Source organism: Pseudomonas sp. I3-I5, from assembly GCF_022699445.1.
In the GTDB taxonomy this organism is placed as follows: Bacteria; Pseudomonadota; Gammaproteobacteria; order Pseudomonadales; family Pseudomonadaceae; genus Aquipseudomonas; species Aquipseudomonas fulva.
In genome coordinates this window covers 1,607,820-1,622,289 of the sequence record NZ_CP093940.1, presented here as the reverse complement: position 1 = coordinate 1,622,289, position 14,470 = coordinate 1,607,820, and the positions used below count along the sequence as shown (strand labels likewise).

Sequence of the window (14,470 nt, the reverse complement as noted above, 5' to 3'; positions counted from 1 at the left end):
GCGAACTTTCGGTTCATGTCATCTTCACCACCGCAATCTGCAGAAGCAAATTGCTTGGGTGTTATATGGTCAAGCCTCACGGGCAATTAGTATTGGTTAGCTCAACGCCTCACAGCGCTTACACACCCAACCTATCAACGTCGTAGTCTTCGACGGCCCTTTAGGGGATTCAAGATCCCAGTGAGATCTCATCTTGAGGCAAGTTTCCCGCTTAGATGCTTTCAGCGGTTATCTCTTCCGAACATAGCTACCCGGCAATGCCACTGGCGTGACAACCGGAACACCAGAGGTTCGTCCACTCCGGTCCTCTCGTACTAGGAGCAGCCCCTCTCAAATCTCAAACGTCCACGGCAGATAGGGACCGAACTGTCTCACGACGTTCTAAACCCAGCTCGCGTACCACTTTAAATGGCGAACAGCCATACCCTTGGGACCGGCTTCAGCCCCAGGATGTGATGAGCCGACATCGAGGTGCCAAACACCGCCGTCGATATGAACTCTTGGGCGGTATCAGCCTGTTATCCCCGGAGTACCTTTTATCCGTTGAGCGATGGCCCTTCCATACAGAACCACCGGATCACTAAGACCTACTTTCGTACCTGCTCGACGTGTGTGTCTCGCAGTCAAGCGCGCTTTTGCCTTTATACTCTACGACCGATTTCCGACCGGTCTGAGCGCACCTTCGTACTCCTCCGTTACTCTTTGGGAGGAGACCGCCCCAGTCAAACTACCCACCATACACTGTCCTCGATCCGGATAACGGACCTGAGTTAGAACCTCAAAGTTGCCAGGGTGGTATTTCAAGGATGGCTCCATGAGAACTGGCGTCCCCACTTCAAAGCCTCCCACCTATCCTACACAAGCAAATTCAAAGTCCAGTGCAAAGCTATAGTAAAGGTTCACGGGGTCTTTCCGTCTAGCCGCGGATACACTGCATCTTCACAGCGATTTCAATTTCACTGAGTCTCGGGTGGAGACAGCGCCGCCATCGTTACGCCATTCGTGCAGGTCGGAACTTACCCGACAAGGAATTTCGCTACCTTAGGACCGTTATAGTTACGGCCGCCGTTTACCGGGGCTTCGATCAAGAGCTTCGCTTGCGCTAACCCCATCAATTAACCTTCCGGCACCGGGCAGGCGTCACACCCTATACGTCCACTTTCGTGTTTGCAGAGTGCTGTGTTTTTAATAAACAGTCGCAGCGGCCTGGTATCTTCGACCAGCAAAAGCTTACGGGGCAAGCCCTTCACCTTCGCCGGCGCACCTTCTCCCGAAGTTACGGTGCCATTTTGCCTAGTTCCTTCACCCGAGTTCTCTCAAGCGCCTTGGTATTCTCTACCTAACCACCTGTGTCGGTTTGGGGTACGGTTCCCAGTTATCTGAAGCTTAGGAGCTTTTCTTGGAAGCATGGTATCAACCACTTCATCGCCTAAAGGCAACTCGTCATCAGCTCTCGGCCTTGAAATCCCGGATTTGCCTAAGATTTCAGCCTACCACCTTAAACCTGGACAACCAACGCCAGGCTGGCCTAACCTTCTCCGTCCCTCCATCGCAATAACTGGAAGTACAGGAATATTAACCTGTTTTCCATCGACTACGCTTTTCAGCCTCGCCTTAGGGACCGACTAACCCTGCGTCGATTAACGTTGCGCAGGAAACCTTGGTCTTTCGGCGTGCGAGTTTTTCACTCGCATTGTCGTTACTCATGTCAGCATTCGCACTTCTGATACCTCCAGCAAGCTTCTCAACTCACCTTCACAGGCTTACAGAACGCTCCTCTACCGCATCATCATACGATGATACCCGTAGCTTCGGTGCATGGTTTGAGCCCCGTTACATCTTCCGCGCAGGCCGACTCGACTAGTGAGCTATTACGCTTTCTTTAAAGGGTGGCTGCTTCTAAGCCAACCTCCTAGCTGTCTAAGCCTTCCCACATCGTTTCCCACTTAACCATGACTTTGGGACCTTAGCTGACGGTCTGGGTTGTTTCCCTTTTCACGACGGACGTTAGCACCCGCCGTGTGTCTCCCATGCTCGGCACTTGTAGGTATTCGGAGTTTGCATCGGTTTGGTAAGTCGGGATGACCCCCTAGCCGAAACAGTGCTCTACCCCCTACAGTGATACATGAGGCGCTACCTAAATAGCTTTCGAGGAGAACCAGCTATCTCCGAGCTTGATTAGCCTTTCACTCCGATCCACAGGTCATCCGCTAACTTTTCAACGGTAGTCGGTTCGGTCCTCCAGTCAGTGTTACCTAACCTTCAACCTGCCCATGGATAGATCGCCCGGTTTCGGGTCTATACCCAGCGACTAAACGCCCTATTAAGACTCGCTTTCGCTACGCCTCCCCTATTCGGTTAAGCTCGCCACTGAATATAAGTCGCTGACCCATTATACAAAAGGTACGCAGTCACCTAACAAAGTAGGCTCCCACTGCTTGTACGCATACGGTTTCAGGTTCTATTTCACTCCCCTCTCCGGGGTTCTTTTCGCCTTTCCCTCACGGTACTGGTTCACTATCGGTCAGTCAGTAGTATTTAGCCTTGGAGGATGGTCCCCCCATATTCAGACAAAGTTTCTCGTGCTCCGTCCTACTCGATTTCATTGATAAGAGATTTTCGTGTACGGGGCTATCACCCACTATGGCCGCACTTTCCAGAGCGTTCCACTAATCTCAAATCAACTTAAGGGCTGGTCCCCGTTCGCTCGCCACTACTAAGGGAATCTCGGTTGATTTCTTTTCCTCAGGGTACTTAGATGTTTCAGTTCCCCTGGTTCGCCTCTTGCACCTATGTATTCAGTACAAGATAACCAGCTTGTGCTGGCTGGGTTCCCCCATTCAGAGATCTCTGGATCACAGTCTGTTTGCCGACTCCCCAAAGCTTTTCGCAGGCTACCACGTCTTTCATCGCCTCTGACTGCCAAGGCATCCACCGTATGCGCTTCTTCACTTGACCATATAACCCCAAGCAATCTGGTTATACTGTGAAGACGACATTCGCCGAAAATTCGCACGTCGCTCTTTCGAGCAGAACTCACAAATTTTACCTTAGCCTGAATTCCAGCAGTGAAACTGGTCTTCAGTCTATTTCTATCACATATCCGAATTTTTAAAGAACGATCTGACAAAAGTCAGAAATCAACATTCACACCGGAATGTTCATTTCTGTATTCTGAACAGTGCTGCAAACCTGAAGGATTGGTGGAGCCAAGCGGGATCGAACCGCTGACCTCCTGCGTGCAAGGCAGGCGCTCTCCCAGCTGAGCTATGGCCCCGTATTCTACGGCTGAACCAAGTAATGGTAGGTCTGGGCAGATTTGAACTGCCGACCTCACCCTTATCAGGGGTGCGCTCTAACCAACTGAGCTACAGACCTATAACAGGGTCGCGTTACAGCATCGTCTTTTACAATGAATCAAGCAATTCGTGTGGGAGCTCATCAGCAGGCTGATGTCGTCGATTAAGGAGGTGATCCAGCCGCAGGTTCCCCTACGGCTACCTTGTTACGACTTCACCCCAGTCATGAATCACACCGTGGTAACCGTCCCCCCGAAGGTTAGACTAGCTACTTCTGGTGCAACCCACTCCCATGGTGTGACGGGCGGTGTGTACAAGGCCCGGGAACGTATTCACCGCGACATTCTGATTCGCGATTACTAGCGATTCCGACTTCACGCAGTCGAGTTGCAGACTGCGATCCGGACTACGATCGGTTTTGTGAGATTAGCTCCACCTCGCGGCTTGGCAACCCTCTGTACCGACCATTGTAGCACGTGTGTAGCCCAGGCCGTAAGGGCCATGATGACTTGACGTCATCCCCACCTTCCTCCGGTTTGTCACCGGCAGTCTCCTTAGAGTGCCCACCATAACGTGCTGGTAACTAAGGACAAGGGTTGCGCTCGTTACGGGACTTAACCCAACATCTCACGACACGAGCTGACGACAGCCATGCAGCACCTGTGTCAGAGTTCCCGAAGGCACCAATCCATCTCTGGAAAGTTCTCTGCATGTCAAGGCCTGGTAAGGTTCTTCGCGTTGCTTCGAATTAAACCACATGCTCCACCGCTTGTGCGGGCCCCCGTCAATTCATTTGAGTTTTAACCTTGCGGCCGTACTCCCCAGGCGGTCAACTTAATGCGTTAGCTGCGCCACTAAAATCTCAAGGATTCCAACGGCTAGTTGACATCGTTTACGGCGTGGACTACCAGGGTATCTAATCCTGTTTGCTCCCCACGCTTTCGCACCTCAGTGTCAGTATCAGTCCAGGTGGTCGCCTTCGCCACTGGTGTTCCTTCCTATATCTACGCATTTCACCGCTACACAGGAAATTCCACCACCCTCTACCGTACTCTAGCTTGCCAGTTTTGGATGCAGTTCCCAGGTTGAGCCCGGGGCTTTCACATCCAACTTAACAAACCACCTACGCGCGCTTTACGCCCAGTAATTCCGATTAACGCTTGCACCCTCTGTATTACCGCGGCTGCTGGCACAGAGTTAGCCGGTGCTTATTCTGTCGGTAACGTCAAAATTGCAGAGTATTAATCTACAACCCTTCCTCCCAACTTAAAGTGCTTTACAATCCGAAGACCTTCTTCACACACGCGGCATGGCTGGATCAGGCTTTCGCCCATTGTCCAATATTCCCCACTGCTGCCTCCCGTAGGAGTCTGGACCGTGTCTCAGTTCCAGTGTGACTGATCATCCTCTCAGACCAGTTACGGATCGTCGCCTTGGTGAGCCATTACCTCACCAACAAGCTAATCCGACCTAGGCTCATCTGATAGCGCAAGGCCCGAAGGTCCCCTGCTTTCTCCCGTAGGACGTATGCGGTATTAGCGTTCCTTTCGAAACGTTGTCCCCCACTACCAGGCAGATTCCTAGGCATTACTCACCCGTCCGCCGCTGAATCAAGGAGCAAGCTCCCGTCATCCGCTCGACTTGCATGTGTTAGGCCTGCCGCCAGCGTTCAATCTGAGCCATGATCAAACTCTTCAGTTCAATACTGCTTGGGTTTTTAAGAAACCCTAAACTTGGCTCAGCAATCTCAAATGACTATGTGATTTCTCGCATGGTCACTTGTGATGCTGATAATCTTTCTGACTATCAGTCCGTACTCACAAGCACCCACACGAATTGCTTGATTCGATTTGTTAAAGAGCGTTTGGCTAAGAGTGTTTCGTCTCAACCGAGGCGCGCATTCTACGCTTTCCTCATTGCCTGTCAAGCGTTTATTTTGAAGTTTGTTTCGAGAAACTCGTTCAACTTCAAAGGCTTGCAGTCGTCCAGCGCGTCAACTTGATGCCCGACTGCGCTGGAGTGGGGCGAATTATAGACACTAATTTCTCAGCGTCAAGCATTAATCTTCTCCGGATGTCATTTCAGGGGAACGCCTAACGCGCTGTTGCTGTCTCTCTCACCATTGCGCACTATAGTGCGCAAAAAACACCCTCAGGTAATTCGCCCTCATGACAAAACCGCCTCGCAGCCTGGCTTCGGTGCTATTCCCAATAGGCCTGCTGCTCATCGCCATGGCATCGATTCAGACCGGCGCTTCAATCGCCAAAAGCATGTTCCCGCTCATTGGCGCACAAGGCACGACCTCACTGCGCCTGATTTTCGCCAGCCTGATCATGATTGCACTCTTAAGGCCATGGCGGGCGCGCTTCAATACTCGCACCCTGCGCAACGTCGTGATCTATGGCTTGGCGCTCGGCGGCATGAATTTCCTCTTCTATATGTCCTTGCAGACGGTGCCGATTGGCATCGCGGTGGCCCTCGAGTTCACCGGACCACTGGCAGTGGCAATATTTGCCTCACGCCGCGCGATCGACTTCATCTGGATCGCGCTGGCCATTTTCGGTCTACTGATGTTGCTGCCCGCAGGCCATGGCGGAGAGGCGCTGGACCCACTGGGCGCCTGCTACGCAATCGGCGCGGGGGCGTGCTGGGCACTCTATATAGTCTTCGGCCAACGGGCTGGTGCTGAACATGGCGTGCAAAGCGCAGCGCTGGGGGTGCTGGTCGCAGCACTGTTCATCGCACCGATTGGCATCGTGCATGCCGGTAGCCTGCTGCTGACGCCCGCGGTCATCCCCATGGCGATCGCTGTGGCGGTATTGTCTACCGCCCTTCCCTATAGCCTGGAAATGGTTGCGCTCACGCGCATGCCCGCGCGCACCTTCGGCACCCTGATGAGCATCGAGCCTGCCTTCGGCGCCTTGTCCGGGCTGCTGTTCCTGGGCGAAGTGCTGTCATTTACGCAATGGCTCGCCATCGGCGCAATCATCGCGGCCTCCGTAGGCACGACTCTGTCCATGCGCCATGGCCCAGGACCCGCGATAGTTGCCGATTGACAGGGAAAAACTTTCATCGGAGGCTGCGTGGGTGTTGTGGCGTCACCGCTCGCTGATTAAGCTGTCCCAGCGCAGTCGAATAGGGACGCTGTACTCTTCAGGACGAACCCGAGCGAAAACGACGGACCCAGCCAGCTGATCCGTCCTGCATTTAAGGACAGGAATGAAACGTATTTTGCTCATCCTGGCCATCTTGGCTATTGCTGGATGTGCCGCCACGGCTAAGACCGAGGTCAAACGGGGCAAGAAAGGCCTGCATATCAATTGCTCTGGCCTGTCTTCTTCATGGGACAACTGCTACAGCAAGGCCGCGAGCGCCTGCACCACCCGCGGGTACCGCGTCGTCGCCCGCTCAGGCGACAGCGACGAAGAGGACGGCGATTATCTATTCGGCATCAACCCTGCCGGCTACACCAGCCGCAGCATGATCGTCATTTGCAAATGACCGGGGCAGCCTGATGGCTGCCCTCATCCACTAAATCGCCACGGTACGTGACAGCAGCCAGGCCAGCGCCTTTCCTTCCAGGAGCGGAGCCAATCGCTCTCGCACCGTGGAGTGGTACGCATTGAGCCAGCAAACCTCTTGCTCAGTCAGCCGCTCCAACAACAGACAACGCGTATCGATGGGGCACAGCGTCAACGTCTCGAAATCGAGAAATTCACCGAATGCACTGCGCCCGACGCTTCGCGCGGCTACCAGGTTTTCAATACGTACCCCCCATTGCCCAGGCCGGTAGGTGCCAGGCTCGATTGAGCTGATCATGCCTTCCAGCATGGCGGTCTGGGGCGTGGGCGCTGCCAGATAGGCGATCACCTGGGGCCCTTCATGAACATTGAGGAAATAGCCCACGCCATGGCCTGTGCCGTGGCCGTAATCGACCTGGTCGGCCCAGATTGGCGCACGGGCTATGGCATCAAGCATGGGCGACAACACGCCACGCGGGAAGGTCGCCCGCGACAGCGCAATCATGCCCTTGAGCACACGGGTACAGTCGAGCTTCTGCAAATCGCTCGGTTGCCCGATGGGGACCATACGCGTGATATCCGTCGTCCCACCGAGGTATTGGCCGCCTGAGTCGATGAGCAGCAGGCCGTCGCCCTCGATCACCGCGTGTGACTGATCGGTGGCCCGGTAGTGGGGCATCGCACCATTGGCATTGAACGCCGCAATGGTCGAGAAACTCAGTGAGACGAAGCCCGGCCGCCGGGCGCGCGCCGCAGTGAGTTGCTCATCGACGGTCAGCTCGGTCACCACCTGGCTCCCTCGCGCTTCTTCAAACCAGGCGAAAAACTCACACAAGGCGGCGCCGTCCTGTTCCATCGCCCGACGAACATGCTCAAGCTCGCCCTCAGCCTTGCACGCCTTGCTCAGGGTGCTGGGATTCGGGCCTTCCACGAGCACTACGCCCTCTGCAAGCGGCTCAAGCAATCCGCACGTCACCCGCGCCGGGTCCACCAACAAGCGATTTCCAGGTGACAGTTGACCAAGCGCGCGGGCGGCCTCGCTGTAGTCTCGTACTTCGATGCCATCCTGGCGCAGCGCCTGACGCAGGGGCTCATCGACTTTTGCCGAGGCGATGAAAAGCTGCGCACGCTGCGTATCGATCAGGGCAAACGCCAGAAACACCGGATTGTAGGACACATCACTGCCGCGCAAGTTGAACAACCAGGCAATGTCATCCAAGGTGGCGATGAAATGACTGTCCGCGCCTTTAGCCTGCATCGCCTGCCGCACCCGTGCCAGCTTCTGCGCACGGCCCACCACCGCGTATGGCGCAAGATGTGAGTACACCGGGCTGGACGGTAGCGCCGGCCGGTCGCTCCAGACGCGGCCCAGCAGATCCTGGTCAGTCACCAGCTTTGCGCCTCGTTGGCCAAGGCGCTCTCGCAATTGGCGCGCCGAAGCCAAGGCCATCGCACGACCATCCACACCCGCGCAACCTTGTGGTTGAACCTGTTCAGCCAACCAGTCCAGCGCGCCCGGCTGCCCGGGTGACAATTTCATCAATTCGATGCCGCTACCTGCCAGCTCTCGCTCAGCCTGCTCCCAATAGCGGCTATCGACCCATAGCCCGGCAAACTGCTGGGTGATGACCAGGGTGCCAACCGAACCGGTGAAGCCCGACAGCCATTGGCGACCTTGCCAATACCCTGGCAGATACTCGGAAAGATGAGGGTCGGCCGATGGAACCAGCAGGGCATCAAGCCCTTCTGCGGCCATGGTCGCACGCATCGCGGCAAGACGCTGGGCCGTGGTCTGTTGGGGAGTGGTGTGCACGATCATGCCCTTTTCTGTGGCGACATCGGTTATGCCTGAGCAATTGATGATGGAATAGCTACCCGCGTACTGCAATCAGCAATTGCTGGGCTACACGCCTCCGGGAAAGGTCCTACGCCGGACTGTACCGCCGATCCTGCCATGCTGAACTTAACCAAGGTCCCGGATTCATAGGCAGTACAGTCTCCCTGCAAGGCGGATCGCCATGCCCAATGCCTGTCAGCACAAACAAGGCGTCGTGATACTCGACACTCGCCCCCATACCCCCGATCACGAGCACGCCGTCTACCGCAAGCTATCGGAAGGCTTCGCACAGCTGCTGGGTTGCCCCGTGGTTGACCTGAACGGACCGCCAGAAGCGCACGCCTCCTATTACTACATGCTCACACAGCCGCTGGTTGACCCGGCCCATCTGACAGCCCTTGGCATAGAGAGCGAGGCCGACTTTTTCGGCGGTGCCGTCGCCCATCCCTTCATGGCCACCAAAGCCATTTCGCATCCTCTGCCGCCAGGTGCTCCACCGAAGCCTGACTGGCCTGAAGCATTTGCGCGGCAGGCGTGCGAGGCGCTGCTCAAGGGCTACACCGTGTTTGACAAGGCCACCGCACGGCGCGCGGCTCAACTACTATTGGTGGAAGGGCCCGCACGACTCAAACCCGTGCGCGCATGCGCGGGTCGAGGGCAAGTGGTGTTTTCTACGCTTGAGGAATTCGAACCCCTGCTCTGTTCAGTGGATGACGAAGAACTCATGACCTGGGGCCTGGTGCTGGAGCAGAACCTGACCAACGTCGAGACGTTCAGCGTCGGCCAGGTACGGGTTGCAGGATTGGTGTGCAGCTATTACGGCACACAACAACTGACCCAGGATCACCAAGGTATCGAGGTGTACGGCGGCTCTGACCTGACCTTCGTACGAGGAGGCTTTGCGTCTCTGCTGGGCGAGCCCTTGGAAGACAGCGTTCGCCTGGCGATCGAGCAGGCAATGGCTTATGACCAGGCTGCCGAACGACACTTACCTGGCTTCATCGCCTCACGCCGCAATTACGACATTGCCCGCGGCACCGACACCAAAGGTCAGATCCGCAGTGGCGTGCTGGAGCAATCCTGGCGGATGGGCGGTGCCAGCAGCGCCGAATTGCTCGCCCTGCAGGCATTCGCTGCCAACGGCCTGGTCAATCGAGTGCGCGCTAGCACCCACGAAGTGTTTGGCACGCCCGCGCTACCCGCGCACGCTACTCTCTTTTACCAAGGAAATGACAGTGAACTCGGACAACTCACCAAATACGCGCAGCTCCGACACGTTGGCCATTCAGAGTGAGACGATAGAGTTGCCGGTGAACGGGGATACCATCTGCGCGACCCTGGTCAGCCCCGGCAGCAAAATCCCCGGCATCCTGTTCGTACACGGCTGGGGCGGTAGCCAGCAACGCGATCTTGCCAGGGCGCGGCACATCACAGGACTTGGCTGCGTCTGCATGACCTTCGATCTTCGTGGCCATGAAAAAACCCAAAGTCAGCGTCTGACAGTGACGCGAGAGCAGAATCTGCAGGACCTGCTGACGGCCTACGACCGGCTGGTCAGTCACCCCACCGTGGACGCCAACGCCATCGCCGTGATCGGCAGCAGCTACGGCGGCTACCTGGCCACCTTGTTGACATCAATGCGCCCGGTCCGCTGGCTGGCCCTGCGGGTACCGGCCATGTACTGGGACGAGGAGTGGAATACGCCCAAGCAGTCCCTGGACCGACAACGGCTCAATGACTATCGCCGTCGCCCCCTGGCGCCATCTGACAACCGCGCACTGGCTGCTTGCGCCGGGTTTGGCGGCGATGTTCTGCTGGTGGAGTCCGAGCACGATGATTACGTACCCCACAGCACGCTGATGAGTTACCGCTCAGCCTTCAGCAGTGCCCACTCGCTCACCCACCGGATCGTCGACGGCGCCGACCACGGCCTGTCCACCGAAGAAAGCCAGAAGGCCTACAGCGCACTGCTGGCGGCATGGATCAGCGAAATGGTCATTGGTGCTCGCCTGGACCGCTATCCCCACTACGCCCCCTGGTACGCATGAAGCTCACACCATCTGGCAGTACAACGCTCCGTCAGGATGGCGAGCCAGACTCCGCAGCGCCGTGAAGGCAGTGAAGTTCACGGCGCTGGCATGATACTGCTGGAGCATGCTCAGAAACGACCCGTCCAGCACTTGCTCGATGGCCGCCTCACTGGCCTCCCGGTTGGTCCACTGCAGCGACTGCAACACACGGCAGCCATCTTCGCTGGCCTGGACACTGACCGCCCGCAGGTCTTCACAGCCTGCTGCCAATGACTCACTGCGCAGCACCAGTGCCTGGGCCAATGCCTGCTGAAAGACGACGGCGACCCGATATTCGATCATCTGGGTGTACCAGATGGCAGGGACACTTCCTGACATCAACAACCTCCTGACAAGGGATACACATCGCAATGCCCGGAAGGTTAAAACCTCAACCAATCTCGAGGTCAAGAGGTTCGCTGTCCATTTCAACCTGCCCTCCAGGCTGTGGTGCCACCACCTGCCGCCGAAACGCACTGGGGGTGACACCTGTAGCGCGCTGAAAGACCTTGCGAAACGCCCCCGGGTCCCGATAACCCACATCCCAGGCGATCTGGTCGACTGTCCTGCGCGTGAACTCCAGCAGACGTGCTGCCCGGCACACCCTTATCTGCTGACAGTATTCGGTAGGGCGCAACGCTGTGGCCAAGCGAAACCGCCTCAAGAACGTGCGTGGTTCCAGGCAGGCGCGCGCCGCCATCGCTGCGAGGTCCGCCGTGCGTGCGCCTGTAGCTTGTAACCAGTGCTGAACCTTCAGGACGGCTTCATCGCCATGATCGAGCAACGGGTTGAGGCGAGTACCGGGCAAAGCGTCAGGTACCGGTTCTACTGCCAGGAAGTTCGCGGTGTCGGCTGCAACGGTATTGCCCATAAATCGTTGCACCAGGCACAGGCCCAAAGTGGTCCATGCCATCAGGCCAGCGGAGCTGACGATATCGCCGTCATCGAGCAACGCCTGTTGAACCTCGGCCCTGGTGTGCGGGTAACGCGCCTCGAGTATCTGCACATGATTGCGGTGAGCGCATGCAGTGCGTCCATCCAGCAGACCACAGGCCGCAATGAAGAATACCCCGATGCACACGCAGGCCAGTACGGTGCCCTCCTGATGCAATCGGCACAAAGCCGAACGATGGCGAACCAAGCAGGCGTCGTCGGGAATGGCATGCAGGCTTGGCGGGATGATCAGAACACGCAGTCGAGCATCACTGGCATCCCCTAGTGGGGGCTCAGCCAGCAGCTCCCCCTCCGCACCCACACGCCATACGCTGATACGTACACGAGGCGCCTGGGCCGCACCCAAGGTGTCAGCCATGCGGTTAGCCACGGCGAACAGGTCTTGCAGGCCGTGGATCGCTGCCTCTTGTGCATCGGGATAGCGAAGCAGGCCAATCTCCAGAAAACGAGCCATGTCAGTTTTGCCCCGCATAGTGTCTTTCGCGCCGATTCACGCCTATCGCGCGACAGCCTATAACTAAGCAACCGCCAAAACCACTGCCCTTGGAGGCAACATGAGCACCCATGCACTGATCATCATCGATATCCAGAACGACTATTTCCCAGGCGGAAGGTGGCCACTGGAGGGCGCCGAGCGCGCCGCTGAAAATGCGGCCCGCCTGCTCCAGGCTGCGCGCGATGCGAAAGACTTCGTCGTGCACGTACGCCACGAGTTCGACAGCGCCGACGCTCCCTTCTTTGCCCCAGGCTCTTCGGGCGCAGCCATTCACCCGCGTGTTCACCCGTTACCTGGAGAGGCTGTGATTCTCAAGCACAAGGTCAACGCTTTTCTCTCGACCGATCTTGCGCCGACGCTCGAACGCCAGGGTATAAAGTCGCTGACCGTCGTGGGCAGCATGAGCCACATGTGCATCGATGCGGCGGTGCGCGCAGCAGCCGACCTCGGGTATGTCGTCACGGTCGCCCATGATGCCTGCGCCACCCTGGCCCTGGAGTTCAACGGCAAATGGGTACCTGCTGCACAGGTGCATGACGCATCGATGGCGGCCCTGGCGTTCGCCTATGCCTCGGTGCGCAGCACTGATGCACTGCTCGAAGAAGCTGCCGGTCGCACCTGAGCGGCTTTCGGCCAGTACGGCCCTCAGATTACAACGTTGCGCACGAACTTCACTGCCGTCGCGCCATCGTTGCGATAGGCGTAACGGCAATTGCTGGCGAATACGTGAAAGCGGCCCTGCTCGAGTCGGTGCTCGACACCCTCGATGATCAGCGTCAGTACACCTTCGACCACGTAGATCTGCTCGCTCCAGCCTTCGGCATCCGCCTCGCTGCGATAGTGCTCGCCGACCGCCAGCGTCCATTCCCACAGCTCGACTTCACGACGGGCCATGCTGCTTGCCAGCAGGATGGCCCGGCTTTGCGGATGTTCACCCGCCCAGGCCAACTCTTCGATACGACCAGGGTTACGCTGGTCAGGCGCCTGGATCAATGTACTGAACGCCACCCCGAGTGCCTCGGCGATGAGGTCGAGCGTGGTAAGGCTGACATTTTTCTCGCCAGCCTCAATCGCCACCAGCATGCGACGACTCACACCTGACCGCTCGGCCAAGGTTGCCTGGCTGATGCCAGCAGCGTTACGCAGACTGCGAACGTTCAAGCTCACGTGTTGCAGCACCGAAGCGCGATGCGAAGCGTCGTTGTGCACTATAGTGCTCATCCCTAGTTGTTGCGCAGTATACTGCCCACTTTGCGCCGATTGTGCGCCCTGTCCTACGAGCCTGCAACCGCATGAATCAGTCACGCCCGCAACGCCCCACCCTTACGTTCCGTCTCAGCAAAGCCGAGTGGGTGCTGGTGTTCATCACCATGCTCTGGGGCGGTACCTTCCTGCTGGTGCACAACGTGATGGCCGTCAGCGGCCCCATGTTCTTCGTGGGTCTGCGCTTCGCCGCGGCCGCCCTGTTCGTCGGCATGGTCTCGGCGCGCGCTCTGCCAGGGTTGACCCTTGTCGAACTCAAGGCAGGCCTGTCGATTGGCGTGTTGATTATGTTGGGCTACGGCTTGCAAACCATGGGCCTGCAGACGATCAGCAGCAGCCAGTCGGCGTTCATCACGGCGCTTTACGTGCCCTTCGTACCCCTGCTGCAATGGCTGATACTGGGCCGGCGCCCGGGCCTGATGCCCAGCCTTGGGATCGGCCTGGCTTTCGTTGGGCTGATGCTGCTGGCCGGCCCGCAGGCCGGTAGCCTGCACATGAGCGAAGGCGAGCTGGTTACACTGGTCAGCGCCATCGCCATCGCGGGCGAAATCATTCTGATCAGTCGCTTTGCCGGGCGCGTCGACGTTCGCCGCGTTACAGTGGTGCAACTGGCAACGGCCTCGGTGCTGGCATTCATGATGATGCTGCCTACCCAGGAATCGGTACCCGACTTCTCCTGGCTTTTGCTGAGCAGTGCGATTGGCTTGGGCCTGATGAGCGCGGTGATCCAAGTGGCGATGAATTGGGCACAGAAATCGGTATCACCCACACGGGCTACGCTGATCTACGCCGGTGAGCCAGTCTGGGCCGGCCTGGTCGGACGGATAGCGGGAGAACGCCTGCCGGGATTGGCACTGTTGGGCGGCCTGCTGATCGTCATCGCCGTGGTGATCAGCGAGTTGCGAGTGCGTCGCAGGCCTGAACCTGCCGATACCGAACTTGCACAGAATGAACGTCAACTCAAGACCGGTCTCTAAAGGTCCGACTGTCCTTTGTAAAAAACTGTTATAAAAAAACAGCCTGTCACAGCC

10 protein-coding genes, 2 tRNA genes and 2 rRNA genes are annotated in these 14,470 nt (G+C 57.5%); 6 read left to right on the top strand and 8 right to left on the bottom strand.

The annotated features are described in order from the left end of the window. Positions 1–65 precede the first annotated feature (65 nt). From MOP87_RS07290 to MOP87_RS07275, 4 genes are all read right to left on the bottom strand, one after another. Positions 66–2,958 (bottom strand): 23S ribosomal RNA (locus MOP87_RS07290). A 243-nt stretch (positions 2,959–3,201) separates the two neighbouring features. Further along, positions 3,202–3,277: transfer RNA gene (locus tag MOP87_RS07285), tRNA-Ala, on the bottom strand. A 24-nt stretch (positions 3,278–3,301) separates the two neighbouring features. After that, positions 3,302–3,378: transfer RNA gene (locus MOP87_RS07280), tRNA-Ile, on the bottom strand. Positions 3,379–3,463: 85 nt separating this feature from the next. Beyond that, positions 3,464–5,000: ribosomal RNA gene (locus MOP87_RS07275) — 16S ribosomal RNA — on the bottom strand. Together the 16S and 23S rRNA genes with 2 tRNA genes alongside form the textbook arrangement of a ribosomal RNA operon. Positions 5,001–5,467: 467 nt before the next feature. Between MOP87_RS07275 and rhtA the strand changes: the two genes are divergently transcribed. Together rhtA and MOP87_RS07265 are read left to right on the top strand one after the other, a co-directional pair. Then, positions 5,468–6,355, top strand: coding sequence for a threonine/homoserine exporter RhtA (gene rhtA, locus MOP87_RS07270; RefSeq protein ID WP_027915731.1), 888 nt, complete (start codon positions 5,468–5,470; stop codon positions 6,353–6,355). Positions 6,356–6,518: 163 nt separating this feature from the next. Then, complete coding sequence (locus MOP87_RS07265; protein WP_023534016.1) at positions 6,519–6,800, top strand: hypothetical protein; 282 nt, start codon at positions 6,519–6,521, stop codon at positions 6,798–6,800. A gap of 30 nt (positions 6,801–6,830) precedes the next feature. Here MOP87_RS07265 and MOP87_RS07260 read toward each other — a convergent pair whose 3' ends face one another. Next, on the bottom strand, positions 6,831–8,639 hold the full coding sequence (locus MOP87_RS07260; RefSeq protein WP_242810309.1) for an aminopeptidase P family protein: 1,809 nt from the start codon (positions 8,637–8,639) through the stop codon (positions 6,831–6,833). Between the two features lie 193 nt (positions 8,640–8,832). Here MOP87_RS07260 and MOP87_RS07255 point away from each other — a divergent pair, with 193 nt between their 5' ends. Further along, positions 8,833–9,951 (top strand): DUF3182 family protein, encoded by a 1,119-nt coding sequence (locus tag MOP87_RS07255; protein WP_145280766.1) that lies wholly within the window; start codon positions 8,833–8,835, stop codon positions 9,949–9,951. Continuing rightward, complete coding sequence (locus MOP87_RS07250) at positions 9,935–10,705, top strand: alpha/beta hydrolase (protein WP_027915734.1); 771 nt, start codon at positions 9,935–9,937, stop codon at positions 10,703–10,705. The genes MOP87_RS07255 and MOP87_RS07250 overlap by 17 nt, the downstream gene beginning before the upstream one ends. A gap of 3 nt (positions 10,706–10,708) precedes the next feature. Here MOP87_RS07250 and MOP87_RS07245 read toward each other — a convergent pair whose 3' ends face one another. Both MOP87_RS07245 and MOP87_RS07240 read right to left on the bottom strand, forming a co-directional pair. After that, complete coding sequence (locus tag MOP87_RS07245; protein WP_027915735.1) at positions 10,709–11,065, bottom strand: hypothetical protein; 357 nt, start codon at positions 11,063–11,065, stop codon at positions 10,709–10,711. A 52-nt stretch (positions 11,066–11,117) separates the two neighbouring features. Beyond that, the gene (locus tag MOP87_RS07240; RefSeq protein ID WP_027915736.1) at positions 11,118–12,152 is read right to left on the bottom strand and encodes a helix-turn-helix domain-containing protein; all 1,035 of its coding nucleotides are present in this window, start codon (positions 12,150–12,152) and stop codon (positions 11,118–11,120) included. Positions 12,153–12,234: 82 nt separating this feature from the next. Here MOP87_RS07240 and MOP87_RS07235 point away from each other — a divergent pair, with 82 nt between their 5' ends. Continuing rightward, positions 12,235–12,798 (top strand): cysteine hydrolase family protein, encoded by a 564-nt coding sequence (locus MOP87_RS07235; protein WP_111475679.1) that lies wholly within the window; start codon positions 12,235–12,237, stop codon positions 12,796–12,798. A 23-nt stretch (positions 12,799–12,821) separates the two neighbouring features. Here MOP87_RS07235 and MOP87_RS07230 read toward each other — a convergent pair whose 3' ends face one another. Next, positions 12,822–13,385 carry an XRE family transcriptional regulator gene (locus MOP87_RS07230; protein ID WP_088523839.1) on the bottom strand — a complete coding sequence of 188 codons (564 nt, stop codon included), beginning with the start codon at positions 13,383–13,385 and terminating at the stop codon, positions 12,822–12,824. 83 nt (positions 13,386–13,468) lie between these two features. Between MOP87_RS07230 and MOP87_RS07225 the strand changes: the two genes are divergently transcribed. Then, positions 13,469–14,416: a DMT family transporter gene (locus MOP87_RS07225; RefSeq protein WP_028687292.1), complete on the top strand. Its 948-nt coding sequence runs from the start codon at positions 13,469–13,471 to the stop codon at positions 14,414–14,416. The last annotated feature ends 54 nt before the right edge of the window (positions 14,417–14,470 follow it).